This window comes from Seinonella peptonophila, assembly GCF_900129355.1.
GTDB classification, from domain to species: Bacteria; Bacillota; Bacilli; order Thermoactinomycetales; family Thermoactinomycetaceae; genus Seinonella; species Seinonella peptonophila.
Genome location: NZ_FQVL01000002.1, coordinates 491,702 through 518,148, shown reverse-complemented (window position 1 = coordinate 518,148; position 26,447 = coordinate 491,702). Strand labels below are relative to the sequence as shown.

General features: G+C 38.9%; 24 protein-coding genes, 8 tRNA genes and 1 rRNA gene. 22 read left to right on the top strand and 11 right to left on the bottom strand.

Annotation, left to right across the window (positions count from 1 at the left end):
* The first annotated feature begins 104 nt into the window (after window positions 1–104).
* A 5S ribosomal RNA gene (gene rrf / locus BUB71_RS06870) occupies window positions 105–221 on the top strand.
* 221 nt (window positions 222–442) lie between these two features.
* On the opposite strand, the gene BUB71_RS06865 is transcribed toward rrf, so the two are convergent.
* From BUB71_RS06865 to BUB71_RS06855, 3 genes are all read right to left on the bottom strand, one after another.
* Complete coding sequence (locus BUB71_RS06865; RefSeq protein WP_073154063.1) at window positions 443–1,042, bottom strand: NADPH-dependent F420 reductase; 600 nt, start codon at window positions 1,040–1,042, stop codon at window positions 443–445.
* A complete protein-coding gene (locus BUB71_RS06860) occupies window positions 1,039–1,467 on the bottom strand; it encodes a MerR family transcriptional regulator (protein WP_073154062.1) in 429 nt (142 codons plus the stop codon). Before BUB71_RS06860 ends, BUB71_RS06865 begins: the two co-directional genes overlap by 4 nt.
* Before the next feature lie 496 nt (window positions 1,468–1,963).
* On the bottom strand, window positions 1,964–2,845 hold the full coding sequence (locus BUB71_RS06855; RefSeq protein ID WP_073154061.1) for a LysR family transcriptional regulator: 882 nt from the start codon (window positions 2,843–2,845) through the stop codon (window positions 1,964–1,966).
* 331 nt (window positions 2,846–3,176) lie between these two features.
* On the opposite strand from BUB71_RS06855, the gene BUB71_RS06850 reads away from it, so the two are divergent.
* From BUB71_RS06850 to BUB71_RS06830, 5 genes are all read left to right on the top strand, one after another.
* Window positions 3,177–4,352, top strand: coding sequence for an MFS transporter (locus BUB71_RS06850; protein WP_073154060.1), 1,176 nt, complete (start codon window positions 3,177–3,179; stop codon window positions 4,350–4,352).
* Between the two features lie 274 nt (window positions 4,353–4,626).
* Window positions 4,627–4,719 (top strand) — tRNA-Ser (locus BUB71_RS06845).
* 46 nt (window positions 4,720–4,765) lie between these two features.
* A tRNA-Phe gene (locus BUB71_RS06840) sits at window positions 4,766–4,841 on the top strand.
* 11 nt (window positions 4,842–4,852) lie between these two features.
* A tRNA-Thr gene (locus BUB71_RS06835) sits at window positions 4,853–4,928 on the top strand.
* Between the two features lie 9 nt (window positions 4,929–4,937).
* Window positions 4,938–5,011, top strand: a tRNA-Trp gene (locus BUB71_RS06830).
* Between the two features lie 15 nt (window positions 5,012–5,026).
* Here BUB71_RS06830 and BUB71_RS06825 read toward each other — a convergent pair.
* The gene (locus tag BUB71_RS06825) at window positions 5,027–5,440 is read right to left on the bottom strand and encodes a YugN family protein (RefSeq protein WP_073154059.1); all 414 of its coding nucleotides are present in this window, start codon (window positions 5,438–5,440) and stop codon (window positions 5,027–5,029) included.
* 55 nt (window positions 5,441–5,495) lie between these two features.
* Between BUB71_RS06825 and BUB71_RS06820 the strand changes: the two genes are divergently transcribed.
* The 4 genes from BUB71_RS06820 (at window position 5,496) to BUB71_RS06805 (ending at window position 5,873) form a co-directional block, all read left to right on the top strand.
* Window positions 5,496–5,569, top strand: a tRNA-Cys gene (locus BUB71_RS06820).
* A 7-nt stretch (window positions 5,570–5,576) separates the two neighbouring features.
* Window positions 5,577–5,665, top strand: a tRNA-Leu gene (locus tag BUB71_RS06815).
* A gap of 22 nt (window positions 5,666–5,687) precedes the next feature.
* Window positions 5,688–5,764 (top strand) — tRNA-Arg (locus tag BUB71_RS06810).
* Window positions 5,765–5,796: 32 nt separating this feature from the next.
* Window positions 5,797–5,873 (top strand) — tRNA-Arg (locus BUB71_RS06805).
* A 72-nt stretch (window positions 5,874–5,945) separates the two neighbouring features.
* Here BUB71_RS06805 and mnmA read toward each other — a convergent pair.
* A complete protein-coding gene (gene mnmA, locus BUB71_RS06800) occupies window positions 5,946–7,031 on the bottom strand; it encodes a tRNA 2-thiouridine(34) synthase MnmA (RefSeq protein WP_073154058.1) in 1,086 nt (361 codons plus the stop codon).
* Window positions 7,032–7,148: 117 nt separating this feature from the next.
* On the opposite strand from mnmA, the gene BUB71_RS06795 reads away from it, so the two are divergent.
* From BUB71_RS06795 to BUB71_RS06775, 5 genes are all read left to right on the top strand, one after another.
* Window positions 7,149–8,483, top strand: a complete 1,335-nt coding sequence (locus BUB71_RS06795; protein WP_073154057.1) for a TrkH family potassium uptake protein — start codon at window positions 7,149–7,151, stop codon at window positions 8,481–8,483.
* Window positions 8,484–8,534: 51 nt separating this feature from the next.
* Window positions 8,535–9,986, top strand: coding sequence for a vWA domain-containing protein (locus BUB71_RS06790; protein ID WP_073154056.1), 1,452 nt, complete (start codon window positions 8,535–8,537; stop codon window positions 9,984–9,986).
* 90 nt (window positions 9,987–10,076) lie between these two features.
* The gene (locus BUB71_RS06785; protein WP_084731203.1) at window positions 10,077–10,403 is read left to right on the top strand and encodes a hypothetical protein; all 327 of its coding nucleotides are present in this window, start codon (window positions 10,077–10,079) and stop codon (window positions 10,401–10,403) included.
* Between the two features lie 200 nt (window positions 10,404–10,603).
* Window positions 10,604–11,224: a DUF47 domain-containing protein gene (locus BUB71_RS06780; protein ID WP_073154055.1), complete on the top strand. Its 621-nt coding sequence runs from the start codon at window positions 10,604–10,606 to the stop codon at window positions 11,222–11,224.
* Window positions 11,217–12,209, top strand: coding sequence for an inorganic phosphate transporter (locus tag BUB71_RS06775; protein WP_073154054.1), 993 nt, complete (start codon window positions 11,217–11,219; stop codon window positions 12,207–12,209). The genes BUB71_RS06780 and BUB71_RS06775 overlap by 8 nt, the downstream gene beginning before the upstream one ends.
* A 57-nt stretch (window positions 12,210–12,266) precedes the next feature.
* On the opposite strand, the gene BUB71_RS06770 is transcribed toward BUB71_RS06775, so the two are convergent.
* Window positions 12,267–12,584, bottom strand: coding sequence for a hypothetical protein (locus BUB71_RS06770; protein WP_073154053.1), 318 nt, complete (start codon window positions 12,582–12,584; stop codon window positions 12,267–12,269).
* Between the two features lie 303 nt (window positions 12,585–12,887).
* Here BUB71_RS06770 and pepV point away from each other — a divergent pair, with 303 nt between their 5' ends.
* On the top strand, window positions 12,888–14,312 hold the full coding sequence (pepV, locus tag BUB71_RS06765) for a dipeptidase PepV (RefSeq protein ID WP_073154052.1): 1,425 nt from the start codon (window positions 12,888–12,890) through the stop codon (window positions 14,310–14,312).
* Between the two features lie 26 nt (window positions 14,313–14,338).
* On the opposite strand, the gene BUB71_RS06760 is transcribed toward pepV, so the two are convergent.
* Window positions 14,339–14,983, bottom strand: a complete 645-nt coding sequence (locus BUB71_RS06760) for a hypothetical protein (protein ID WP_073154051.1) — start codon at window positions 14,981–14,983, stop codon at window positions 14,339–14,341.
* Window positions 14,984–15,306: 323 nt separating this feature from the next.
* On the opposite strand from BUB71_RS06760, the gene BUB71_RS06755 reads away from it, so the two are divergent.
* The gene (locus BUB71_RS06755; protein ID WP_073154050.1) at window positions 15,307–16,674 is read left to right on the top strand and encodes a helix-turn-helix domain-containing protein; all 1,368 of its coding nucleotides are present in this window, start codon (window positions 15,307–15,309) and stop codon (window positions 16,672–16,674) included.
* A 53-nt stretch (window positions 16,675–16,727) separates the two neighbouring features.
* On the opposite strand, the gene BUB71_RS06750 is transcribed toward BUB71_RS06755, so the two are convergent.
* Together BUB71_RS06750 and BUB71_RS06745 are read right to left on the bottom strand one after the other, a co-directional pair.
* Entirely contained in the window at window positions 16,728–17,909 is a 1,182-nt protein-coding gene (locus BUB71_RS06750) for an SH3 domain-containing protein (protein WP_073154049.1), read from the bottom strand.
* Between the two features lie 120 nt (window positions 17,910–18,029).
* A complete protein-coding gene (locus BUB71_RS06745; RefSeq protein ID WP_073154048.1) occupies window positions 18,030–18,740 on the bottom strand; it encodes a L,D-transpeptidase family protein in 711 nt (236 codons plus the stop codon).
* Window positions 18,741–19,114: 374 nt separating this feature from the next.
* Here BUB71_RS06745 and BUB71_RS06740 point away from each other — a divergent pair, with 374 nt between their 5' ends.
* The 3 genes from BUB71_RS06740 to BUB71_RS06730 all read left to right on the top strand — a co-directional run bounded on the left by BUB71_RS06740 (window position 19,115) and on the right by BUB71_RS06730 (window position 21,994).
* Window positions 19,115–20,260, top strand: a complete 1,146-nt coding sequence (locus BUB71_RS06740) for an HAD family hydrolase (protein WP_073154047.1) — start codon at window positions 19,115–19,117, stop codon at window positions 20,258–20,260.
* Between the two features lie 142 nt (window positions 20,261–20,402).
* Window positions 20,403–21,014 (top strand): superoxide dismutase, encoded by a 612-nt coding sequence (locus BUB71_RS06735; protein ID WP_073154046.1) that lies wholly within the window; start codon window positions 20,403–20,405, stop codon window positions 21,012–21,014.
* Window positions 21,015–21,154: 140 nt separating this feature from the next.
* Window positions 21,155–21,994, top strand: coding sequence for an SDR family NAD(P)-dependent oxidoreductase (locus tag BUB71_RS06730; protein WP_073154045.1), 840 nt, complete (start codon window positions 21,155–21,157; stop codon window positions 21,992–21,994).
* A gap of 47 nt (window positions 21,995–22,041) precedes the next feature.
* Here the strand turns inward: BUB71_RS06730 and BUB71_RS06725 are convergent, their stop codons facing one another.
* On the bottom strand, window positions 22,042–22,740 hold the full coding sequence (locus tag BUB71_RS06725; RefSeq protein ID WP_073154044.1) for an AIM24 family protein: 699 nt from the start codon (window positions 22,738–22,740) through the stop codon (window positions 22,042–22,044).
* Between the two features lie 248 nt (window positions 22,741–22,988).
* Here BUB71_RS06725 and BUB71_RS06720 point away from each other — a divergent pair, with 248 nt between their 5' ends.
* Together BUB71_RS06720 and BUB71_RS06715 are read left to right on the top strand one after the other, a co-directional pair.
* Window positions 22,989–24,119 (top strand): MGDG synthase family glycosyltransferase, encoded by a 1,131-nt coding sequence (locus tag BUB71_RS06720; protein ID WP_175552306.1) that lies wholly within the window; start codon window positions 22,989–22,991, stop codon window positions 24,117–24,119.
* 88 nt (window positions 24,120–24,207) lie between these two features.
* A complete protein-coding gene (locus tag BUB71_RS06715; RefSeq protein WP_073154042.1) occupies window positions 24,208–25,017 on the top strand; it encodes a hypothetical protein in 810 nt (269 codons plus the stop codon).
* Here the strand turns inward: BUB71_RS06715 and BUB71_RS06710 are convergent.
* Window positions 25,014–26,198 (bottom strand): protein phosphatase 2C domain-containing protein, encoded by a 1,185-nt coding sequence (locus BUB71_RS06710; RefSeq protein ID WP_073154041.1) that lies wholly within the window; start codon window positions 26,196–26,198, stop codon window positions 25,014–25,016. The two genes, BUB71_RS06715 and BUB71_RS06710, sit on opposite strands and share 4 nt — an antisense overlap.
* Window positions 26,199–26,447: the final 249 nt, after the last annotated feature.

Here is a 26,447-nt window from a genome sequence, read left to right as displayed (position 1 = left end):
CACACTTAGCTGACAGATACGAATCGGTCGAGGGCTTATCTAACCATTTTCTTTTGGTGTATGACTTTCTTTTCTACTCATTTTCAGAGTGTGACGCACTCTTGTCTGGTGATGATGGCGGAGGGGTTCCACTCGTTCCCATCCCGAACACGATCGTTAAGCCCTCCTGCGCCAATGGTACTTGGGGCTCACGCCCCTGGGAGAGTCGGACGTTGCCAGGCAACTAACACCCTATCTCTATTAGAGATAGGGTGTTTTTATTTAGAAGAGTTAGCTCAAAGGTAGCAATCTATTTTTACAATTCCAATCATGTACCCTATCCTTAAACACAATCAATATTAGATCAACGAAATTGGTGTAGGAAGGTAGAATCTTCAAGGGCTGATTCAGGAGCTATGTAGATTGAGCCTACCGTAGAGTATATCGGCGGATAAGCAAATTGCTACTGCCTTAATACCCGTATGCCAAATTCACGCCCATATTGTTGACTTAGAACCATCCATAGGTTTTGAATGGCTCCATCTATTTGTTTCATGTTCTCTACTGTTCCTACATCAATAGGATCAAGATCAATATCACGAATTAATTGAGCGACGACTTTTTTTGCTCCAGCATCTGCACTGTTTAAAAAAACACTAGCATTTGTTGAACCGAATTTTGGGTTTGCGACTACCTCCCAAGTGAGTGTATGAAATGCTCGAACTACTCGTGCATTTTTAGCTAGTTTTTGTACGATTTCGTCTGCTGATTGACCATCGAAGAAAATGGTACAGTTGATCAATACTTTGTTATCCAAATCTCCTGCTTGAATGAGCGTTTGTTCTACTCCTTCAGATAATACCGCTAATAAGATAACCTCTCCAAAAGAGATTGCTTCTTTTATTGTGCCAACTTGAGCATTCTTCCCGATTCTCTGCAAGAGTGACTTTACTTTTTCACTTTGTGGATTACGTGAGCCAAACATTATTTGATGCCCTGCTTCTGCCCAGCGGCGACCGATTGTTCCACCCATATGGCCTGTTCCTACTACTGCGATTCTCATGTTAGAGTCTCCTTTTTATTTTGTGAATCAAGATGCTCACTTAAAATTTGCGTGTAATAACGTAACTGTTCTTTTGTACTTTCAGCGATTTGATTTAATTGTTGAACCTGTTCTTCAATGCTATTTAAATGTCCCGAGAGGATTTTACTGCGATTTCTGATGATTTGTAGTTCATCATCACTTAAATGGGTAAAGTTACTTTTAAAACATTGCTCTTCATGAATAAATTCTTTAATATCTTTAAGTGATAAACCGGCTTTTTTTAGACAACGTAAAGCTTGTATACGTTGAATACTACTTTTATCGTAGATGCGAGCCCTGCCTTCTCCTCTCTGTGGGGTATCTAATAAACCGATTTTTTCATAATATCGTAGCGTATCTGGACTAAACCCAGTCAGCTTAGATGCTTGTCCAATGGTATACATCAACGATCATCCTCCCAATTTGTATACTAAACGTTGGAGTTAACTCCAAGTCAATACGTAATGAATGAAAAATTCTATTTTGATTACTGTTGATAAGCAAATTATTGTAATCAAGTGTGAACGAACCATTACAGAACATCGAATATAATCGTTAAAAAGCGTCTAGAACCTGCTTATCCATCTTCGATCGGAAAAGCAAGTTCCCAAGATGTTTTTTTGTGCATGGTGAGGAAACCAATTTTTATCAAAAGAGAATAGATGGAAGGGTTATTTCGTACTGTCTTTTTTAAGATAGCTTTCAGGGTGAAGTTTAAATATATAGCCAATTTGAACAACTACCACCTAGAGGCAGTAAATCCTACAAACACCAGTCTCATGATCCATTTTCTTAGCAGGCTAACCCTCAGTTCTACGCTTACTACTTATTAAAATGGGAGTACTCTTGGGCAATTTGGATAGAGAGTTAACTGTCTGTATTCATTTGCCTTATCAAGTGTTAGGCTTCACTTTTCTCATAATAGTATTGTAAAAAATCTCGAAACCGTTGTGCTGCTTTAGATAAATAGCGATCTTTCAACCATACTAGCTTGAAAGTACGCTGGCAAATAGGCAGCTTAATCGGCAATAAAATCACTAAGTCTTCCTTCTGTTTTGCATCACGGGTCAAAAAAGCAACACCAATCTCTTTTTGTACAAAACTGCCAACGGCTGCTAATCGATCTACCTCACACAAAATGTTTGGTGAAAAGCCTGCTTCTTTACAAAATCTATTGGTTAATTCGCGAAATGGATTTCCTGCTTTTAGGCTAATAAAGGGTTCGTCTGCTACCTCATGCAATTGAATACTTTGTCGTTCAGCTAATTGATGATGTGGAGGAACAGCCAGCAATATTTCTTCGGTAACAAAAGGTAAATATTCAACTTCAGTGTGTTTGATTGAGTCAGAGGTGACAAAAAAATCGATTTTCCCATTTTTGAGCAGATCTACATTTTGATTTTCTGAATTTGTTTGTTTGATCAGTAGATTTTCATCAGGATACAAGGTTAGAAAAGAGCTTACTAATTCAGCATCACAATGATGACTCGTCGATGCTAACACAACGCGTTGCTGTTCCAATTCTGCTTGATCCTTAATTTGCCGCTTGCCTTCTTCTAATGCAGCCAGTGCGATGTTGACTTGCTTGAGAAAAAGATGACCAGCTATATTGAGTTTAATTTGCCGCTTTTGGCGGTCAAAAAGCGAAACACCAAGATCTTTTTCCAATCGAGCAATCGTTTTACTAAGCGCCGGTTGTGCGATATGTAGCTCTTCTGCTGCTTTAGTCAGATGTTCAAGCTGAGCTACTTTTTGAAAATATTTGAGCTGTAATAGTTCCACTTTAACACCACTCATTCATATACCTAGAGGCATGATTATATATCCAAATATATATTTTTATTCATTATCGATCAATTGTAAAATGTAGTTAATCACACAATGACAAACAGTTTTAAGGAGATGTTATAGATAAAAAACAATATGTGTTTCCCTCTTTCTTTACCCAACAATGTTTAGTGAAGCTGATCTGAGTGTTCTAAGCAGGTTCGCTGTTGAAAAGGTTCAGTAAACAAAAAAACGTTCCACTTGAATTGAAGCGGAAAAGGGTAGGGAGCAAGGAATGAGAGTAGATGTAATAAACATAATATTATGATAAATCGGAGTGTCTATTATGAAAAATTCAAGCATTTATTTGTTGGCATTAGGTGCTTTTATCACCGGTACTTCTGAGATGATCGTGGCGGGGATTGTTGATTTGATTGCGCACGATCTTCGTGTATCGATCGCGCTTGCAGGGCAACTTGTCACAGCATTTTCTTTAGCCTTTGCGATTGGTACCCCTATCGTAATAACCATCTCATCACGATGGGAACGAAAAAAAGTATTGTTAGGAACACTAGTTGTTTTCATTATCGGCAATCTTTTCACTGTGATAGGTTCAAACATTACAGTGATCATGTTAGCTCGAATTTTACTTGGTATTAGCTTTGGCGCATTCTCTATCATCGCGTTTAGCGTCGCTTCACGATTGACAACATCAGACAAAATAGGAAGGGCAATAAGTACAATTGCTTTGGGGATCAGTACCTCACTTGTGATTGGTGTTCCCATTGGTGTATCTGTGGGTAGTATGTTTGGCTGGCGAACCATCTTTGGATTACTAGGTGTCATTACAGTTTTCTTAATGATAGTCATTGCTCGCTTTATTCCTTCGCTACCTGGTGAAGAACCACTCCCTATCAAACAGCAGCTTTCTATCTTAAAAAATCCGAAAATCGTCGGCGGATTACTTATTTTCTTCTTTTTGATTAGTGGTTATGGTGCTTCTTATACCTACTTAGCACCTTTTTTACAAGAAACAGTAAATATAAACACTTCAACTATAAGCATTTCCATGTTCATTCTAGGTATATTTGCAATGATTGGCACACGGTTGAGTGGTTATGGTGCTGATCATTGGGGAGCAGTTAAAATAATCACTTTTAGTTTATTGATTCATATCATTAGTTTGATGATCTTGCCCATTCTATCTGTAACAGTAGTAGCTGTTGTAGTTATTATGGCGATTTGGGTAGGTGCTGCAAATTCCACTTTTCCAGCACTTCAAACATATTTCATTCAACAAACACCTCAATCAGCTGATTTAGCGCTAAGCTTGAGCTCTTCGGTAGCACAGCTAGGATTGGCTTTAGGTGCGGGGGCGGGAGGTCTCGTCATCAATGCCACAAAATCTGTTTACTATAATCCCTGGGTAAGTAGCCTAATTGTTATGATTGCTTTAGTAGTTGCTTGGATCACCTTTTCGATGAAAGCAAAATATCCCACTAAAATATTGACAAAATCATAATTGACGATTGTAATCATTCGAAAATAATATCTAAAAAAGCGTCAAGAGGAACAGTTTTTCCATCCTCGATTCGATGGAAAGCAGGTGACTAGGATGCTTTTTTATGAGGAATGAGGAAATAGTTTTTTTCAGAAATGGAAGAAAAGATGAATAAAATGTTTCGTGCATTCACTTAAATCATAAAAGTTTTCCGCATTATTATGATAAAAAGTGTTGACATGGATATGAAAAGGTTATATGATAGTACATGTCGCTGATTCGGAAACGGTTTGATGGAGAGATGTCCGAGTTGGTCGAAGGAGCACGATTGGAAATCGTGTAGGCGGTTATAGCCGTCTCGAGGGTTCGAATCCCTCTCTCTCCGCCATTTGAAAGAGAGTGTTGATTCACTTCCTGACTCTGTGATAAGATAGGGCCTGATAGCTCAGTCGGTAGAGCAGAGGACTGAAAATCCTCGTGTCGGCGGTTCGATTCCGTCTCAGGCCACCATAAATTGTCATGCTGGTGTAGCTCAATTGGTAGAGCAACTGACTTGTAATCAGTAGGTTGGGGGTTCAAGTCCTCTCACCAGCACCATTTTTTTCTGGGGGCGTAGTTTAATGGTAGAACTGGGGTCTCCAAAACCTCCAGTGAGGGTTCGATTCCTTCCGCCCCTGCCAAGGCTGACACCCCTATTATTGGAGTAATGCTTGCTCTACATGATTGAGAATGGATCGACTCTGTCTTATCCAGTGGTCAGCAATAGGGTGATCCTCAGTGGGAATAGGTGTACTAAATTGATTTACCAACGAGGTAGCTAATCCCCCTTCTGCATTTGGATCGATTCCTGTCAGCACTTCATGTTTAAGGATAAAAGGTTTTCCAAGCTCAATGCGAGTTTTGGGTGCATCTAAGTCACCATTGGTCGCATATGCAGGGATACGTAAGTAATAGCGATGAACTTTTGCATCTTCGTCTAATGCTTTGTCAAAGAAGCCGCGGTCGTAGCCATATCCACCACCTAATACAAAGCCTAGCTTTTTTAGTTGCTTAGAAATTGTATGAAAGTGGTCTTGATGGTTTTCAACTTTAGAATCTAAGGTTATCAATATGCGCACCTTCTTTTTTGATTAGCTTGTGATTTTTTTTGAGATTTATGCTTATGGCGGCATAGCCAAGTGGTAAGGCACGGGTCTGCAACACCCTGATCCTCGGTTCGAATCCGGGTGCCGCCTCCAATATTATGCGGACGTGGCGGAACTGGCAGACGCGCAAGATTCAGGTTCTTGTGGTCAATTATGACTGTGGGGGTTCAAGTCCCTTCGTCCGCACCAATCGTCATATATGATCAAATATGTGTCCTTAGCTCAGCTGGACAGAGCGTCTGACTACGGATCAGAAGGTCGAGGGTTCGAATCCTTCAGGACACGCCATATTAGGGAGCGTCTAAGATGACCTCTCATATGTACCCTTAGCTCAGCTGGACAGAGCGTCTGACTACGGATCAGAAGGTCGAGGGTTCGAATCCTTCAGGGTACGCCATCAAGAAGGCAGGAGATTAGCTCCTGCTTTTTTTATTTATTACATTAAAAGCACTTCTTTATAGAAGTGCTTTTAATCAACTTGTTCAATGATGCCTCCGCCAAGACAGCTTTCCTCATTATAGAGTACAACCGATTGACCAGGCGTAACGGCCCTTTGTGGCTCTTGAAATTCCACGATAAATTGACCATCTTTTTGTGGATAAACAGTAGCTGGTTGATCAGCCTGTCGATAGCGAACGCGTGCTGTACAGGTAAAAGGTTGTAAAGGAGCTTGATTTGTACCCAGCCAGTTGAGTCCTGATGCGTAAATTCTTGATGAAAAAAGAGCTGGGTGATCATGACCTTGTCCAATGTAAAGTCGATTAGTGGATACATCTTTTTTAATCACAAACCAGGGTTCACCTGTACCAGAACCACCAATTCCTAACCCTTGTCGTTGTCCTAATGTATAATACATTAACCCTTGATGTTCGCCTTTTAACTCTCCTTCGAGTGTGTAGATTTCTCCAGGTTGTGCAGGTAAATATTGGCTTAGAAATTGACGGAAGTTTTTTTCACCAATAAAACAGATTCCGGTGCTATCTTTTTTCTTAGCTGTGGCGAGTCCGACTTGAGCTGCGATTTCTCTTACTTTCTGTTTGGTCATTTCCCCTAATGGAAAGAGAACACGAGAAAATTGCTCATTCGCAACAGCATAGAGAAAGTAAGTTTGATCTTTTTTAGGATCAAGACCACGTAATAATTGAACTTCACGATTATGCTTTTTGATACGCGCATAATGTCCTGTAGCAATGTAATCAGCGCCTAATTGCAAAGCTTTTTGCTGAAATTCACCGAACTTTATTTCACGATTACACATTACATCTGGGTTTGGAGTTCGCCCTTTTTTATACTCATCCAGGAAATAGGAAAAGACTTTTTGATAATATTCTTTTTCAAAATTTACTGCATAGTAAGGGATGCCGATTTGGTCACATACTTGGCGAACGTCTTCATAATCATCGGTTGCTGTGCAGTTCCCAAATTCGTCTGTGTCATCCCAGTTTTTCATAAAGAGACCAATCACATCATATCCTTGTTCTTTAAGCAGCCAAGCGGTTACTGAAGAATCTACGCCCCCTGACATGCCAACAACTACCCGTCTATTTTTCTGCATATTGAACCATCCTATACGTATCAGTCTTTGCAGTTAAATGTTAACCTTGAACAATAATGTCAATATCGTATCCTATAATCAGCTTAATTACAATCCAGTGGAGAAAGGATCCTGTACATGAAGAAATGGTTATCCCCGACAAGGATTTTAGTTCTTGGTTTTCTGATTGTTATAATGATCGGTGCAATTTTACTTCGTTTACCGATGTCACATGAGCCTGGGATAAACGTATCATTTGTTGATGCACTTTTTACGGCTACATCAGCAGTTTGTGTGACAGGTTTAGTTGTGGTTGATACAGCAACTACATATAGTACAACAGGAGAGATAATCATTCTAGCACTGATTCAAATTGGAGGTCTGGGTTTTGTTACTTTTGCAACGCTATTTACCATTTTGCTTGGAAGACGTGTTAGCATGCGTGAACGATTACTTCTCTCAGAAGCATATAACCAACCTTCTATGCAAGGGATTGTTCATCTTTTACTGATGGTACTTTATACAACGCTTATTTTTGAGTTTTTAGGTTTTCTACTCTACGCTATTCGTTTTGTAGCGGATTGGGGTTGGGCAAAAGGACTTTATTATGCTATGTTTCACTCTATTTCTGCTTTTAATAATGCAGGATTTGATTTATTTGGTGACATAGGAAAGTTTAGTAGTTTTACACACTATGTAAACGATCCGTTGGTAAATCTCACTGCTACTGGGCTGATCATTTTTGGAGGTTTGGGCTTCTTAGTATTAATGGAGCTATATAATTATCGGCAAACGAAACGACTCAGCCTTCATACAAAATTAGTTTTATTAGTAACCGGTTTGCTGATAATTGTAGGCACTTTCGTGATCTTGGCTATTGAGTGGACGAATCCTAAAACATTAGGGCAGCTACCTTGGTATGGGAAAATATTAGCTTCCTATTTTCAAGCAGTATCTCCACGCACAGCAGGTATCAATACAATAAATCTGGCCGATATGTATCCTGCCAGTCTATTTTTCACGATTATCTTAATGTTTATCGGCGCGTCGCCTGGTTCTACAGGCGGTGGTATTAAAACAACTACCTTTATTGCGATTATTCTTGCAGCATGGAGTTTAACACGGGGACATGAAGATGTTGTAATCTTTAAGCGTAGAATTGCCTATAAGCAGGTTTATAAAGCACTCACAGTTGTTGTGATGGCAATTGTTCTTGTGATGGTTGTCACGATGTTGATTACCATTCTGGAGCATACAGATATATTAACTGCAATGTATGAAACAACTTCTGCATTCGGAACAGTCGGTTTAACAATGGGTTTAACACCAACTCTATCGACTCCGGGCAAGATATTGATTATGATTACGATGTTTGCGGGTCGTTTAGGTCCATTGACAGTTGGTCTAGCATTAGCGCGCCGTGGACAGCCGCCATCTTACAAATACCCTGAGGAAAAGCCAATCATAGGCTAAAGAATGTGTTACAATGATGCTTTAAACTAACTTCCATTTGGGGAGGTACACATGTGTTGGAAAGTTCGTATTTTCCAGTGGGTGATTATTACTTCTATGGTAATGCTCACAGGGTGTGGAACGGTTTTAGATCAAGTGCAAAAAACAATAGGAAATCGGATTAGTGTTGTAGATGATCATATGACTGATTCAGATGATGATGGAGAGGAGTCACCAAAGAAAGAATGGGTGAATCCACGACCCTATCACCAGGTTGAACAGATTTTAACTGATCCAGGTGAAGGAAAGTATTCAGGTAGCTTGTATGATCAACAAAAAGTATTTCAAGCAATAGATCAGATGCCAAAAGGTCTATCAGAAGAGAAGCTGTATGCTTATCTACTCGGGCTTGTGGGTGAGAATTATAATAAGGAGTACGGCGTGATCAATGAGGTTGCTCAAGTTAATTATCAGCAGTCCTATCAAGAATTACAACGTCGATGGCAGCCTAGGAATATAAAGAAGGTAAATGGGAAGTTACCAAAGAAGGTGAATTTGGTTATTTTACTCGATGCGAGTAACTCAATGGCAGATATGGTCGATAAAAAAACCAAATGGCAGCTTACGCAAGAAATATCCTTAAAAATGGCGAACAGTGCGCCGCCTGGAAGCAGTATTTTCGTTCGTTCGTATGGCGCTCGTTCAAAAGATAAATCTCTTTCATGTCAAAAGACGGATGCACTTTTTCGATCTCCTTTATACCAAGGTGCGAAACAAGGTAATCAACTAAAAAGTGTAATGGGAAAGATTCATCCATCAGGATGGTCACCACTTACAGTTGCCATGAAGGATGCAGAACGCGATTTTTCAAAAATGAAAAATCATGATCAACAGACAGAAAACATTCTCTTTATTGTTACAGATAATGGAGAAACTTGTCAGGGAGACCCGATTGCGATCGCAAAAAAATGGAGAGATGGTCCCCTAAAGATACGTACACACATTTTAGGTATGCGTATAACAGGTCGTAAGGAATCACAACTTCAGAAGATCGCGGAGCTTACGTTTGGTCATTATGAAAATGCACGAAATGAACGAGATTTCTTAGAGATGATGAAGTTAAATCTAGAGGATATCAATCAAATAAATCTTCCTTGGCAATTCCGTCTATCCGATTACTTAGCACGTAAGTATCGTGCAGATCGTGGTCGATTAACTTATCACTATTTAAAAATGAATCAAAAGATCGATCGTGAGTATGATCGTCTAAAAAAAGCGCTGGGATATGCTAGAGATAAAAAGAAAATTGATGGAAGAGATTGGGTTCGCTTATCTGCCTTTACCACAGATCGATATAAACAAGTAAACGAATACGCCGAGCATAGATTGCTTGATATTGATGGAGAGTTATTAGAAGGATTTACAAAACAGAGTAATCAACTCAGTCAATCTTGGCAAAATGAGGGAAAAAAGAAGATTGATTATGACAATCACCAGAAGAAACGTGTGCGTATACCTTTATAGGGTAAAGAGCTTTCATTTCGGTGATTCGAGGGATACCAATCATGTCCCATTCAGCAATTTAGGATAGATAGCAACGATGGAGTGAGAGAGTTGGAAGAAGAGATTTCTTATCAATTACAATATGATGAACGCCTAGGGATTAAACGACCTGTACTCTTTGTAGAATATGAGCAGTTATCACGATCTGAACAAGAAATGTTTGAAGAAGCATGTCAGCAAATAAGCAGTGAAATTCCAGACAGAATTCGTTATTTTGAAAAGGAGTATTTAGAGTATTTTGATAGCCTCTCTCAGGCGGAACATGAAGAAATGTTTGAGCATATGATTAAAAAGATGAATGATATTTCTAGATGTATTAGCGAATTAAATTTACTTTATCTTTACATTGAAGGAACATACTTAGGATCTAATCATTAATATTGACATCCATAACCGATTGGTCGTTTTTTAGATGAATACATGATCAATCGGATTTATTTTGCCGAGTTTTTGTAAAGAATATATTAAGATTATATTAATCGTTTAATAAATTATCTGAATCACATTTATCACTTGTAAAGATTAATTGTATTATAAGTTTTAAATAAGAATTTATTAAGTGTAGGAGTGAGCTTCCCTTGTTTTTTAACCGATCCAAAGACCAAGTGTTCTATCAGATCTTAATTGATGCTACTGCCAATATCGTGGAAGCTGTTGAGCTATTTCGTCAGAACGTGGAAACGTTAACGGAGAGGGAGAAGTATGCTGAAAAACTAAAGGAATTGGAATCAAAAGGAGACGAGTATACCCATCTGCTGATTACTGAACTAAACCGCACGTTTGTCACCCCGCTTGATCGAGAAGATATTCTTGAATTAGGTGTGAAATTAGATGATGTGGTTGATGGAATCGAATCATGTACAGGTCGTTTTATCTCACTCCATGTTGAAAAACCAACTACTTATTTAGCTAAGTTTGCGGATATTTTGGTGCGCTCTGCTGAACAACTTCAACTAGCCTTTGTGGCTTTGGAAAAAAAAGATTATGAAGGCGTACGCCGCGCTAATATTGCGATAAATTCTTTGGAAAACGACAGTGATAATCTATTATTAGAGTGCATCAGTGAACTTTTTGAAAACCCAACCGACCTCCTCCATCTCATCAAAATGAAGGAGATTTATGAGCGTCTCGAAGATGTAATCGATACATTTGAAGATGTGATGGATGTCATGGAAAGTGTGGCAATGAAATATGCTTGATCCATTCTGGTTGCTTGTTTTCGTAATTGCCCTGGCACTCATCTTTGACTTTACAAACGGTTGGCACGATACGGCGAATGCAATTGCAACGGTGGTTGGGACAAGAACACTCTCGCCTGGCAAAGCTATTATAATGGCTGCCGTGCTCAATCTGGCGGGAGCTTTTTTTTCGACAAAGGTAGCGGAAACGATTGGTAAAGATGTAGTAAAAGCAGACAATATTACTTTACTTGTTTTGGTAGCGGCTTTACTGGCAGTCATTATCTGGAATGTTGTGACTGTGTTGATGGGTTTACCAACAAGTTCTTCTCATGCATTGATCGGAGGATTAGTTGGAGCTGCGATTGCTTTTAAAGGTGTAGATGTGCTTCAGTACAAAGGAATCCTTACCATTTTACTCGCCCTACTTTTGTCGCCTTTATTAGGTGGTCTTGTGAGCTTTTTGTTAATGAAGCTGCTTCGACGAATTTTTGCAGAGTCGATTCCCTCCAAAGTAAAAAAGCTTTTTCGTCCACTTCAGTTATTTTCAAGTGCATTTATGGCTTTTAGTCATGGGGCATCTGATGCGCAAAAAGCAATGGGGATTATTGCCCTAGCTTTGTTTACAAGTGGATATACAACCCAGTTTCATGTTCCGATCTGGGTTATGTTTGCGGCAGGATTTGCGATGGCCTTGGGAACAGCCTTAGGCGGGAGAAAAATTATTCATACCATCGGATCTCGTTTGAGTCGACTGGATACGCCTCAGGGATTTGTCGCAGAAACATCAGCAGCATTGTTGCTTTCAACCATTGCAAAAATAGGTATCCCCGTTAGTACAACCCATACCATTACAGGCTCCATCATTGGTGTCGGAGCGGCTGAACGCATTCGCAGTGTTCGATGGAGTGTGGCGACAAAAATAGTCTACGCTTGGATATTAACATTACCAGGTACAGCATTAATGGGCTATCTACTTTACTTAATTATTCATGTTTTTGAATAGATGATTACGTTAAATCCCCATTTCATCCAATGAAATGGGGATTTAACGTATATGTACTTATGATTGCTGATCGACTCGTGGGTCATCTCGATGAATGAAGCCTATCACAGCAGAACTAATCATCAGCACACATGAAAGTATGTATATGACCGGATCAGAGAAGAGTCCGCCTACCGCTCCGATGATTAATAATATGGCACCGATATTTGTAAAATAATCAATCAATATGGCACCTATAACACCAAGTAGTCCACAGAAAATCATCAGCCCAGGTGAACGATCATCATTAAAAGGCATGATATCGGATATTACCGATAGGATAATTGCAAATATTCCACCAATTAATCCCAAAATAAAAGCTCTATTATTCTTCAACCGTGCCAACTCCCTTATGCAAAAATGCTTATGTATATGTCTATTTACTTCCCATTATTTTTGCAAACAAAACAAAATGGTTGGTTATGAAATAATAAGAAAAACATACTATTTACTAGAGATAAGCAGAAATTGATAGCAAATGAAAAAATATCCCTTGATTTCGGCTTTTATCGTGTTATACTCAGAGATATTCCAATGAGTCATTGTGATAATCGATTACTCATTAGGAATCAGTTATCCTCTTAAAAGTATGGTATTTGTGTTTTTATTTCTTTAATGGTTAGAAAGAAGGCGGAAGTGATGCAACAGATTTTAGTGCGTTGGTATGATGAAGCGCTAAAGAGGAAGTCTCAATTTTTATCAGAGTTACAACAGTTTTTACGAATTGAAAGCGTTTACAATAATTCCGAATCGAGAGCGATGGCTCCTTTTGGATTGGGAATCGCACAAGCGCTTGAACATATGTTGATGTTAGGTGAACGTGATGGATTTATCACCAAAAATGTAGATGGTTATGCAGGTCATATTGAAATGGGTGATGGAGAAGAACTGATCGGTGTTCTTGGACACGTGGATGTTGTTTCTCCTGGGAATACGGAATGGACTTCGCCGCCTTTTGCACCTGAGATTCGTGATGGTAAATTGTATGCACGCGGCGCAATTGATGATAAGGGTCCGATGATGGCTGCATATTTTGCGATGAAAATTATTAAAGAATTGAATCTACCGGTTCATAAAAGGGTTCGTTTGATAATTGGTACAGATGAAGAGCATCAATGGAGATGTGTAAACCACTATTTTCAACATGAAGAGATGCCTACGATGGGTTTTACCCCCGATGCTGATTTTCCAATTATCATTGGAGAAAAAGGGTTATTATCTTTAACATTTACGGGGCAGATCAAGGAAATACACTCGAAAGAGTCAACTTGGAGATTAGAAGAATTCTCGGCTGGTCAGGAATCAAATAAAGTACCCGATTTAGCAATTGCTAAAATTGAAGGCGATGGAGATGTTTTTATAGTCAAGGAATTATTTCAATCTTTCCTATTAGAACACCAAACACATGGATACGCTGAAGAAATGGACACGGGTCTTCAATTGGTTTTACATGGAGTCGCCCACCATGCGTTTGAGCCAAATAGAGGTCTAAATGCTGCATTACTTTTAAGTAAGTTTTTACAACAACTTTCATTAGATTTCCAAGGATCGCAGTATATTGAGATGTTTAATCAGTATTTTACTGATAGTTTCTTTGGTGAAAAATTAGGGATTGCAGTCACAGAAGAGGTGCTAGGTAGTTTCACAATAAATGTGGGGATCTGTCGGTATCGACAAGATGGTGAATCATCTTTGACTATGAACTGCCGTTATCCAATGGGTGTGAATCCAGATGGATTAAAAGAGCGTATTGCTGAACGTTTAGCTTCATATCAGTTAAAATTAACGAATGTTGAGCATCTACCACTCCATTATGTGAATCAAGAGCATGAATTGGTTCAGAAATTAGCACATGTTTATGAGGAACAAATGCAACAACCTGCCCAATTATTAACAACAGGTGGTGCTACCTATGCTCGTGCAATTGAAGTAGGCGTCGCCTTTGGACCTTTATTTCCAGGGCGACTAGAGACCGCACATCAACATGATGAGCATGTGGAAATCGATGATTTAATTCGAGCAATCGCTTTATACACACAAGCGATTTATGAACTTGCAAAATAACGAAAAACCCTCCTAGATGGAGGGTTTCACTCGTCTTCCATTACCTGTTTGCCACACATGTTAGCATAGAACGGATACTCTTTTTCTAAATCTGTTGGGAAAGGTTTTTTTACATAGATGGGTACTTGATGTTGTCGCATAGCGTTATATATGGATTGAAATTCCTCCGCTTTAAAGAGGGGGGAATTGGGGCTGTTTAGATCAATAACTGGACCATTGCGAAAATTAACAAGAAAAGAAAAGCTAATACGAGGTTTTTTATGAGGAAAACGCATCACTTTACAATCTATCACTGCTTGATCAATTTCACGCCATGCCCTAACATCTGTTTTTTCTACACTAAAAAAAGAGTTATAACTGAGTCCTTTTTTGCTGACAAGAAGATAATTATCAAAAGAGAGTATAACTAGCATTCCACAAAGTAAGTAAAAAATCGAAAATATGATAAAGTTGCGTCGTAATCGAATATGATTCCTTCGATGCTTAATAAATGAAAAAAGAAAGAACGTGACAACTGTTAAAAAGAGGGCAATGATAAAATAGCCACCCTTAGTTCCAAAAAAATAGACTTGATCGGGTTCTGCATAGTTGTAGCGCTGAGCAAAAAAGAATAATACAAATAAAGCGAACGAGATCAAGCAACCTATTAAAAATCGAACCCATTTTTTCAATGTTCTATTTCCTCCAAAAAAGAAAACATAATCAGCTCTTTTTTAACAGTATATCGATTTCTCGTTAATTTGTCTCTATCGATTATATTGTTATCTTATTTTACGAATAACAATGAAATCTGTTATAATCCGATCATCATCTATGGTTATTTTTAACTACCAATACTGGATAAGTCTACAAAACAATGAAGACAAAAGGAATTCATTTATGTTATAATAGATACGGAATATTTTTATTTCTCTGTAGCTTATTGGCAATACAGGTTGGCTTAGGTAAAACGATAATGATCGAAATAAATATTTATAAATTTCTAGGAGGTGCTATGAATTTGAATGTATGGGATGGCGATCTCTTGGAACAGATGCCAGGGTATGGTGAGTATCTGCGTAAGAGGCGAAAGGAGCAAGGTTTACGAATTGGGGATTTGACGGATCGCCAAATATCTTCGGCTACGATTAGCCATATTGAAACGGGTAAAAAACGAGTAGGGATTGAGAAGGTTCGTTACTATTGTAGTAAGCTTGGTTTGGAAATTGAAGAGTTGCCCCGCTATTTATTGAAAGAGCGTAAACAAAAAGAGCAAACAGCAGAAGAGACGATGTTATTCTTACAGTGGGTGGAGTTTATTTTTTACTCACTTGGTGTTCAAGAGAGCTGGAGAATGTTACGTAAGATGAAATGGCCTGATGGTGATTTTTTTGCTATGCATAATCATTTTTTTCGAGGCAAATGTCTATCAGCAAAGGGAAAATGGGAAAAAGCATTTGATCAATTTCAACACGCACTCAATATAATTAAGCGAAATCCAGAGTTCCTAAGTACAAATATTGCGGCTAGTATTTGCTATGAAGTAGCACAACTCTATTTTCAACAAAATCAAATCCATAAAGCATTAGAATGGACTGACCGTGGTCTTTCTTTTTTTCAGGAGAATGGTCAACGAAAAGAGGCTCTTTTCTTACTTTTACTGAGTAAAGCAAATTATTTAGAGAGATTAATGCGCACAGAGGAAGCAAGTGCGATAACCGAAAGTATCTTTACCTATCCATTGCGTGTGAGTTCTGATATTTTACTACGTGCTTTTGCTTTAAAAGCACGAATATGTAATCATAATCAGCAGTTTGAAGAGGCCATCGATCTAACAAAGAAAGGAATTTCGTTGGCGCAAAGTGAGGGGAAAGTAGATCGATGCTTTGAGCTAATGGTGATCCAAGCAAGCAGCTTTAAACATCTGGGGAAAATCAGGCTTGCCGAGATATGTTTTGCCACAGCAGCCAAATTTGAAACGCGAATTGCGAGTCCACGTTTAACTGCACTTTATCATAAAGAACTTGGTTTCTTGCATTTGATGACTGATCAGATACAAGAAGGAAAAGAGCATTTAAATCGGGCGCTTCATTTAGCAGAACAAATGAATGATTTAGTAAGTAGATATGAAGCATTAAATGCATTAGGTGAATGGAGTATCCAACAAAACGAGATGGAAGAGGCTGTTAAATATTTTACAGAAGCATATGATTTAATGGAGAATCATGGTTACTCTAGACAAGAAAAAGAAATAGCATTAAAATTAGCGAAATGCTTTGAACAGCTCGGTGAACAGCAACAACATCAGCATTTTCTTTCTAAATATTATCAATCAAGTACTGAATTTATACAACATCATGACCAAAGCGTTTCACAATCGTGAAAATAGAAGGGTCTACCATATGATACCCATATGGTAGACCCTTTTTGTTCGATTTATTTCGCTAAATCTTTTTGAATAAAACCGGTTTGGGAATTTGATAGTTTGATAATATGCCAGTTACCACTGGAACCAATCTTATTCAAAATTTGCCCTTTCTTTACCCGTTGTAAAACAGGTGCTTTCGTTGCTGGGGCTTTTCGGATGTTAGCGAGCGCAACAACAACTTTGATTTTTTGAACAGTTGGTGCTGGTTGATTGATTTTCTTTGCTACACTTTTATGTAGGTAACCAGTGTATCCTGAAGATAGACGTACACGGAACCAATCTTTGCCCTCTCCAGTAAGTTCCAGCTTGGTGTTCTTTTTCAACCTTTGAACAACTGAACCATTCAATGAAGGTGTTGAACGAAGATTTGCTTGATCAACAGTTGTTTGAACCATTCCGCTTGTATCTTTAATCTGCTCTTGATTATTCCCTGGTGCTGGTACTGTTTGAACTTTTGTTACATGTGCTTTCTTAACAAAACCGATTTTGTCATTATTAAGTTTAATTTGATACCATTGTTGAACAAAGCCGATTACATTGAGCTCTGTACCTTTTTTCACATTTTCATAGCCTTTGATGACAAATGCACCTTCAGAAGGACCATCGTAGATTGTTGTCTTATCAACTGAGACTTTGACTTTTCCAGTTGTAGGTTGAACTGCATAAGATGGATCGCCTTCCCATTTTCCTTTTGAAGCTTCTTTATGAATCCATACGGGCGTTCCGGTTGGGACAATGCTATATAACTCGCGCAATTCCTCTTTACCAACCCGGACGCAGCCGCTTGAAGCGTTGGTGCCAATTGACTCTGGCTTATTCGTTCCATGGATTCCGTATTTCCGACCTTTGTCCCCGTTTACACTGATACCCATCCATTTTTCACCAAGTGGGTTTCTTGGATCTCCGCCTGGGATATCTTCACCTGTGTTGGAATTATGCCAACCTGGGCCCGTAATTTTGTTGACCAATGTGAATGTACCCTCTGGCGTGAGATCTTCTGTGCGTCCAGTAGCAACTCGATAATTTTTATATGGAATTCCATCTTTATAGAGAGTGAGAACATTCTTGGATTTACTAATTTCAATTTGATAGCTACTTGCAGCTCCTACGGGTGTTACATAAAGTAGGTTGAAAAATACGGCTAAGGCGATTACACCAGATAGCCACCATTTGACTCGTTTGATACCCATTCCCTCCTTGAAGATCAGACAAATTTCTAACAAACGACATGATAAGATTCGTGGAAGGATCATAGAAACACAAAAACGGAAAGCGCTGCAATTCAGCGCTTTCGATTGAAACTGCGGAGCTTACAAATCTCTGACATATGCTTTTGAAACATAGCCAATTTTGCCATTTGACAACTTCACTTTTACCCAGCTTGATGTTGTACCTATTTTATTTAGAATGGTGCCATTTTTAACTCGGGTAATAATCGAAGCACTTGTAGAAGGAGATGAACGTACATTCAGCGTACCGCTTTTTAACGTTACTTTGACTTTGCCTGAACCAGGTTTAATGACAGTCCCTGAATGAATCCATACCTTTGTACCAATTGGTACTCGATTAAAGAGATCAATCACTTCTTTGTTGTACATACGTACACAGCCACTAGAAGCATAGGTTCCGATTGAGGAAGGTTTGTTCGTGCCATGGATACCATAACGACGACCATTATCCCCGTTTACTTTTAGACCTAGCCAACGCTCTCCTAGTGGGTTATCCTTGCTTCCACCAGGAACTTGTTTCCCGGTGTCTGGATTTGTCCATCCAGGCTTAACAAATTTAACCACAATGGGAAATGTTCCTTCTGGAGTTAACTTTTTAGATCGACCTGTCGCCACTCTATATGTTTTTACTAATTTTGATCCAGAATAGAGATATAAGGTATTGTTACTTTTATTAATCTCAATTCTGTAAGAAGTGGCAGCATTGGTATGATCAGCAAATGTGGAAAAAAACAGGGTAAAAGCAAGTAAAAAAACAGTCAAAATACAACTTAACTTTTTAACATATTGCATTTTGTCACTTCTCCTCCGCGTTTCCTCTCCCACGACCTTACAATTAAAATCATATCATAGTGTTAGTATGAATTGCGTCCATTCAATAATTTTAAACCAAAAGGAAATTAAAGAAAAAATTTTCTTTTGGATTGAATGGAGAAGAGTCGTGAATAATGACCCTTATTCAGTTATTCGATCATTTGGGTATATTTTCATGTCGATTTTCTCTTGAAAATCACTATGCCCTTTAGTATCCTACTGCTTTTATCATAAAAATGAAATGGGAAATGATGGCTTAAATCGTGATGAAAATGGAATTTCGTTCAAAGTTTGTATTCAGCACAGGATCCTATGTTAAAATAGAATTTATTTTGTAATGGAGCGATCAATCAATGATAAAAATGATTTTATTTGATGTTGATGGTGTTTTTTTAAGCGAGGAGCGATGTTTTGATGCTTCAGCATTAGCAGTTTGGGAGTTGCTATATGCCCCTCACTTTCTAGCGTTGCCAGGTGAAATCTATACTCCAACACCTACCGAAGAGCAAATCAAACATATTCGGGAATTGGTTTTTCAAGATAATCAAGTATTGGATTGGATGAAAACACGTGGTGTCAATTCAAACTGGGATATGGTGTTTCTCACTTTTAGTGCCCAATTAATGAAAATTCTAAAAGAAGTACATCAGCATGATCCTCACTTCTTACATCAGTTATTGTCCAAGCCTATCTCTGAAGCATCCATTCAACAGTTACGTGACTGGTTAAAAGCACATCAAATCGTATTTACAGTTGATTTTGCTGCATTTTCGACTCTATTTGATCCGCAGCTAAGGGATCGCCAATCGTTACTGGTCTACTTTAACCAGTTAGCAGAGCAATGGTTTGCCTATTCGATTGACCAATTTTCAAGAAATAGTGGTTTATGGAGATTGGGTCATTCGGTCTATCAAGAATGGTATATTGGGGCTCAATTATATGAAGAGACTGAACAGGAAAAAGCAAGAAACCCAGAAAAACAAGGCTTTTTAGAATATGAAATTCCTTTAGCACCACCAGATCAGGTTCAAACCATGTTAACAAAGTTACGTGAAAAAGGAATTATATTAGGCATTGGCACAGGTCGTCCGTTTATTGAAACAAAGATACCTTTTGAGGCAATGGGACTTTATTCGTTATTTGATGCTCAGCGAATTGTAAGTGCAAGTGATGTGATTCAAGCGGAAGGAGAATTTCCCGAGCGAGCTCCATTAGGAAAACCTGGCCCCTATACTTATATAAAGGGTTATTTGGGACGATCAGCTTCAGATGAAGAATGTTTGACATTTGACCTTCCCATCTCCGATGGATCAGAAATTTTAATCGTGGGTGACTCTGTTGCTGACTTTCTAGCCGCTCGTGAGATGGGTTGTACTTTTGCTGCAACACTTACTGGTTTAACAGGTAAAGAGGCACGCGCAAAATTTGAAGAGTTACAGGCTGACTATATTCTTGAAGATGTATTAGAGTTAGAAACACTGTTTACAGATAGACAATAACTCTGTTATAAGTTGAATCAGTAGTTTGGGTTTGACTAAGTAGAGGAATTTTTAGCATAATAGTGATATAGGGAGGACTTTCGTAAGAGAGCCGCCTATTTTCGCAAAAAGGAAAGAATATACATATCTAGGAGGGGTTTCTATGTCTAACTATGAATTACCAGCATTACCATATGCTTTTGATGCATTAGAACCACACATTGATGCGTTAACAATGGAAATTCATCATGATCGACATCATGGAACATATGTAAGCAACTTGAATGCAGCATTAGAAGGACATGCAGATTTATCAGATCTGAGTATTGAAGAACTCATTTCTGATTTGAACCGCGTACCCGAAAGTATTCGGACTGCTGTTCGTAATAATGGTGGCGGACATGCAAATCATAGCCTATTCTGGAAATTGCTCAGTCCAAATGGCGGTGGGGCTCCAACTGGCGAAGTAGCGAAAGCAATTGATGAGGCATTTGGTAGCTTTGATCAATTTAAAGCTGCATTTGCTGATGCAGCTACCAAACGTTTTGGTAGTGGTTGGGCTTGGCTAATTGTAGATCAAGGAAAACTAGCCATCACCAGCACACCTAACCAAGATAATCCATTGATGGAAGGTAAAACACCGATCTTAGGGTTGGATGTTTGGGAGCATGCTTACTACCTTCATTATCAAAATAAGCGTCCCGACTATATCAATGCATTTTGGAATGTAGTAAATTGGGATGAAGTAAATCGTCTCTACGCAGCTGCAAAGTAATAAAAGAAGATCACCTTTTAGATGCCCAGTGTACTCCGCACTGGGTTTTTAACTGTGCAAAATATTTTATGGATTTATGACATTAGATGTCATAGTTTGGCAGCTATGATTAAAGTTCAAAGAGAAAGGGGTGTTAAACGTTGGAATCATTAAAAGGAAAAATTGTTTTAGTGACTGGTGCGAGTCGAGGTGCAGGCCGTGGGATTGCGATTGAACTAGGAAAAGCAGGGGCAATTGTATATGTGACAGGTAGAAGTAAACGAAAAAACACCACGAATCAATGGCCTGGATCAATCGATGAGACTGTTTCACAGATTGAAAGCTATGGAGGTCAAGCAATTCCCATTCAATGTGATCATACTGATGATTTGCAGACGGAAGCTGTATTGAAAAGAATCGAAGCGGAACAAGGAAGATTGGATATTCTTGTTAATAATGTATGGGGCGGGCATGATATCATGCTAGAACCTCAGGTGAAGCCATTTTGGGAGTATCCTTTGGATTTTTGGGATGCGATGTTTACTGCAGGTGTAAGAGCCCAATTAGCCACTAACTACTTTGCCATACCGTTGTTACGGAAGCGTCAATCAGGTGTGATATTTCATACTACTTTTTGGGATGACTATAAGTATCTTGGCACATTCTATTATGATTTAGCAAAAAATGCCTTAGTTCGAATGGCTTATGGTTTATCGATGGATTTGAAAGAAGAAAATGTTGCAGTGATTGCCGTTTCTCCAGGCTGGATGCGAACAGAATTAGTATTGATGGTATATCAAACAGATGAAGAACATTGGCGGGAAGTTAAAGCGTTAAAACAGTCGGAGAGTCCACATTATATTGGTCGTGCGATTGTGGCTTTATCAAGTGATGAAAAGGTCATGGAGAAAAGTGGTCAAGTCTTTCGAGTCGGTGACTTAGCAACAGAATATGGCTTTACAGATCTCGATGGACGAACTATCCCACCATTTACGACTTAAATGCAAAAACGGTTGCGATCAAGCAACCGTTTTTTTATTGAGAAATACTAAGCACGACCTTGCATATAAATCTCTTCGTATGGCTGTACAACAACAAAACCGTTTCCTTCAAAGCGCATTTGGAAAGTTTCTCCACTACCTCGACCCAGTAAGGTACGTAGTGAGATGTCAGTTTTAAACTCAGGTGTTAGGCTACCTGACCAAGCAACCGTAGCATTAGGGTCCGTTACAACTGGATGGTTTGGGGTAACGACAAGTGTTAATGGGCGATGATGAGAGGTGATCGCTACCATGCCTGTACCATCAAAACGAACATTAAAGAGCCCACCTTGCAGCATGCCAGCTACTTTGCGCATCATTTTAATATCCCATTTTAATGTTGGCTCAAATGCCAGCACATCGTTTCCATTTACATAGAGAGAGTCGTTTTGCAGATTCAGAATAGAGATATTTTTACCATAATCAGCTAAATAAAGTGAACCGTATCCTTCAGCATTCATTAACTGTGTTCCTTCACCGGAAATGGAACGTTTGATTAAATTACTGATTCCATGATCTAAAATTCCTTCACGTTTAAAACGAATATCACCATCATATGCAATCATTGATCCCGCTTTTGCCCAGACTTGTCCATTTAAATTAACTTCGAGTGTTTGGGGTGATTCAAGTTCAAATGTGCCACCACCGTTGTCTTTTTGACCGGTCTGTCTTAGAAATTCTTCGAGTGAATACTTGAATTGTTCCATGCTACTCTCCTTTTCATAAATAAAAAAATAGAAGTTCATTAAAAATGAAGCACCATAATTACATGGAATACTTTCTTAATAAAAGTATACGTTTCTTTTGGGGTGAATTGCAAATCAAAACATAACCTATAATATAATAAATGAGTAGATGCAGCCGATTGGAGAAATCAGTATAATTGGAGAAGCAGTGTCGAGAAGAGAAACAAGTCTTTGAAGACAAATTTTGGAATATGGTAGGGAGTCAACACATGGAACGAATTTTACTTCTTTCTATGGGTTTTGGAACCGGTCATAATGCTGTTGCCAAGGTATTACAAGCTGAGTTTCAACAACAGCCTGGGGTACAAGTTGAGATGATCGATTTGTTGGATCTGATTCCCAAAACCTTTCATCCTTTATTGCAGAACTCATATCTAGGTATGTTAAATCGTTTTCCCCGTTTTTATCATTATTTGTATGATTGGACTCATCAATCCAAATGGATTCGCTCGATGTCAACAGGTTTTATAGCTAAAATGGGATGGACAATTCGTAAAAAGATGAATCAACTATTGGATGACTTACAACCGACGAAAATTGTAACGACACATCCCTTTGCATTGTTGGTTGTACCTACACGTTGGTTAGATATTCCAAGCGTTGGAGTCATTACTGATTATGAATTGCATCCAGTTTGGTTCGCACGTGTCCCTGATTTATTGTGTATTCCACGTCATTTATTATCTCGTACTCAAATTGAACGCATTGAATGGACTTTAGGAACGGAGATTTTAGAGACAGGTATTCCCATTGATCGATCTTTTTATCAAGAAATCCCTGCGGAAATCGCAAAGGAAAATCTTGGATTGCCTTTCAAACAACCCATTGTTCTCATGATGGGAGGAGGAGCCGGTCTAGGTCCTTTTGAAGAGTTAGTAAAGAAAGCTCGACAACTGAAAGAAGTGCATTTTGTAGTGATGACAGGTAATAATGAACAACTCTTTCAAATGTTATCAGAGTCTTTTTTGGAGCATCATGTTCAAATCGAGTCATATCGACAAGATATTCCGCTGTGGATGTCAGCCGCGGACTTACTCATTACTAAGCCAGGCGGTGTGACGATTACAGAAGCGGTAGCCAAACAATTGCCGATGTATTTATTTGAGTCATTTCCAGGTCAAGAAGAGGCAAATCAGCAGCACTTACTTACAAAAAAAGTAGCTTGGGCAACACAACCTGAAATCATTCATCATCAGATAGAAGACTTCTTCTCAACAGATGTAAAACTTAAAACCTGCCAGAGGAAATGTTTAGAATTAGCCACTCCAGAAGCGATTGATCAAATCGTGTCTGAAACGTTAGAATTAGATATTGCAAATGCAAAAGTTTTCTATTTATAAATAAATTATTTTGGCTTGAAGCCTTGTTCTGGCTTCTTTTCTTTTTGAATATGCTCATGAAAAGCAATGGGATAAATGGGGGGGTCTCATGTATTTTGTTTCTTATCTATTCAAAGAAAATGACCTGAATATCGATTCAATCAACCCTGAAAATGCCCGTTTAGGATGGTTAACACAAGATCATATCGTTGATGTGGAATTAGCGACATCATGGTTTCATCATCAACAAGATGAGGATTCAGATATTGCGACTGTACCAATGCGTTTAAGTGAATGGATGGAGGATCAAGGTGATCTAGCTATGCTCAGTCAACATCTTGCTGACAAAGATGTCACATCCCTGCACATTGGCGGTGAGCCCATCGCATTACCATTGACACAGATTGACTGGATAACACCAATCGGCTCCACTGCTTGGCTACAGCAGCATAACGAGAAAATGAAAATGATTCAACTGACGCCTCTTTTGCGAAGTTTATCATTTGCACATACAGAATCAGTAAGTATATCTGTTGCATGGGCGGGATTGATTGGTAAGAAGGGGTCTGCTAACTCTACAACATGGGTTGGCGCTTTCCCATGCCTTCGCATTTTTCGAGGAAAAGATACTCGAGAAGCATGGGTCGGCGCGCCAGTCCTGTTCACCTCTGATCAGTGGTCAAGTGAAATCGAATCGATTACCATACAAATTGGCAAGCAATCCTTAACTATTCCACTCCCTGAGGTTTGTTTTAGGGATTCATTATTGACGAATAGCGGAGAGATTGTCGTACAACGTGAACGGACTGAACCATTGATACTATCTGGATTCGAACAGCTTGATTGGCGAATTGAGACGACAGGGCAGTTGATGTTATACCTTTACGAGCGAGAACCCCTAACTCTGGATCATATTTAGCGTGTTTGGTATGAAAAAGTGACATCGGCATGATCGCGATCAGAGATCAATTGGACTTCAAGGGTTGGTCGATCTGCTTCTGCTCTTTGCTGTAGCTTAGTTTGTAGCGGGTGCTGTGATCGTGATCGTTCAAAGCACAGATGAATGGCTGTTTTATCATCATCTGGTTTTACTCTATCTTTAAAATATTCCATACGAGGATCAATTGTTTCGATCAGTTGAACTATCTCTAACAGACTGTTTAACCCTTTCCCTTCCTCATTGAAGACGAGTTCACCTGCTAGTTGCCATCCATCCGCTCCAATTCGAGGTTGTGGTACAACGAGACCATCGCTTAGCAGCAATAATTCATTTATATTTTTTAAAGGAATGGTTTGATGGTGGAGGGTCAGGTCAATAGGAACGCCATTAAAAATAGGATAGGCGTATGATGAACCTTGATCATGTTCATTTGATAGGAGGACCGCTCCGCCAGATATTGGCGAAGAACCTGTATGATTCGCATTGCGTCGCCCTGTTTTTAAGGTTAGTTCCATTCTTTTTTGTACTTCTGATTGAAATGCTTGGTATTCTTCTGTTGAAAGGTTTGAGAGATTTTTGATGTTTTGCTCCTTCATCAATTGATCCCTCGCTATTTGCTGGGCATGATAAGAAAATAAATCACTTTTTGCTACATGGTCCTTTGTAAGTGGTTGAATTTGGCCATCTTCCATTTTTGCAATTGCCATACAGTCACCTGTTTGAACCAATTCCATCTCGTCTTTACGTCGGTCGATTTTGATAATAACCCCTGCGGTGCTTGTACTGTAAGCAGGGTCAATTTTGGTGATGATTTCTTGTGGGTCAGTCTCTTGAATACTTCTATATTGTTCAATAAAGTCAGCAGGGAGTGCTTTTTGGGCAATCAATTCTTCAAACTTTGCGATCGCCTTGCTCGCTAATTTTTGATTTGCTCGTTCCAATACTTCAAGTAGTGTATCCTTTTCCTGCATGGTTTCTAATTCCTGTTGAAACGTTTCAGAAGCGATCTTTCCAGATAAACCATATCGACCCGTTGCTCCATCAAGTACTGCAATCACTTCTTGATCTTTTCCGACTGAAGTAACGACATAGGCGTCCTCAATCGGTTTTTGTGGATTGCTGTTTTGAATCGACAAACCTTCTAAGCGGTAGTTTAACATGAGCTATCCTTCCTTCTGATGATTTATTTTATTATAGAATTTATAAAATAAAAATACAGTATACTTACGAGAAATGCTTGAATTATATAGTATGTATTAGTAATTCTACATAGCAAAGCACCAGGCGAGAAGAAATTCCTCGCCTGGTGCTTTGAATGGATTAAGAAAAACAAGCAGTTCGTTTTTGTTTTATTAGTTGTCTCCCTGGCTCTTCTTGGTGTCCCTTTCCTGCTGCTCCCGCCGAGCACG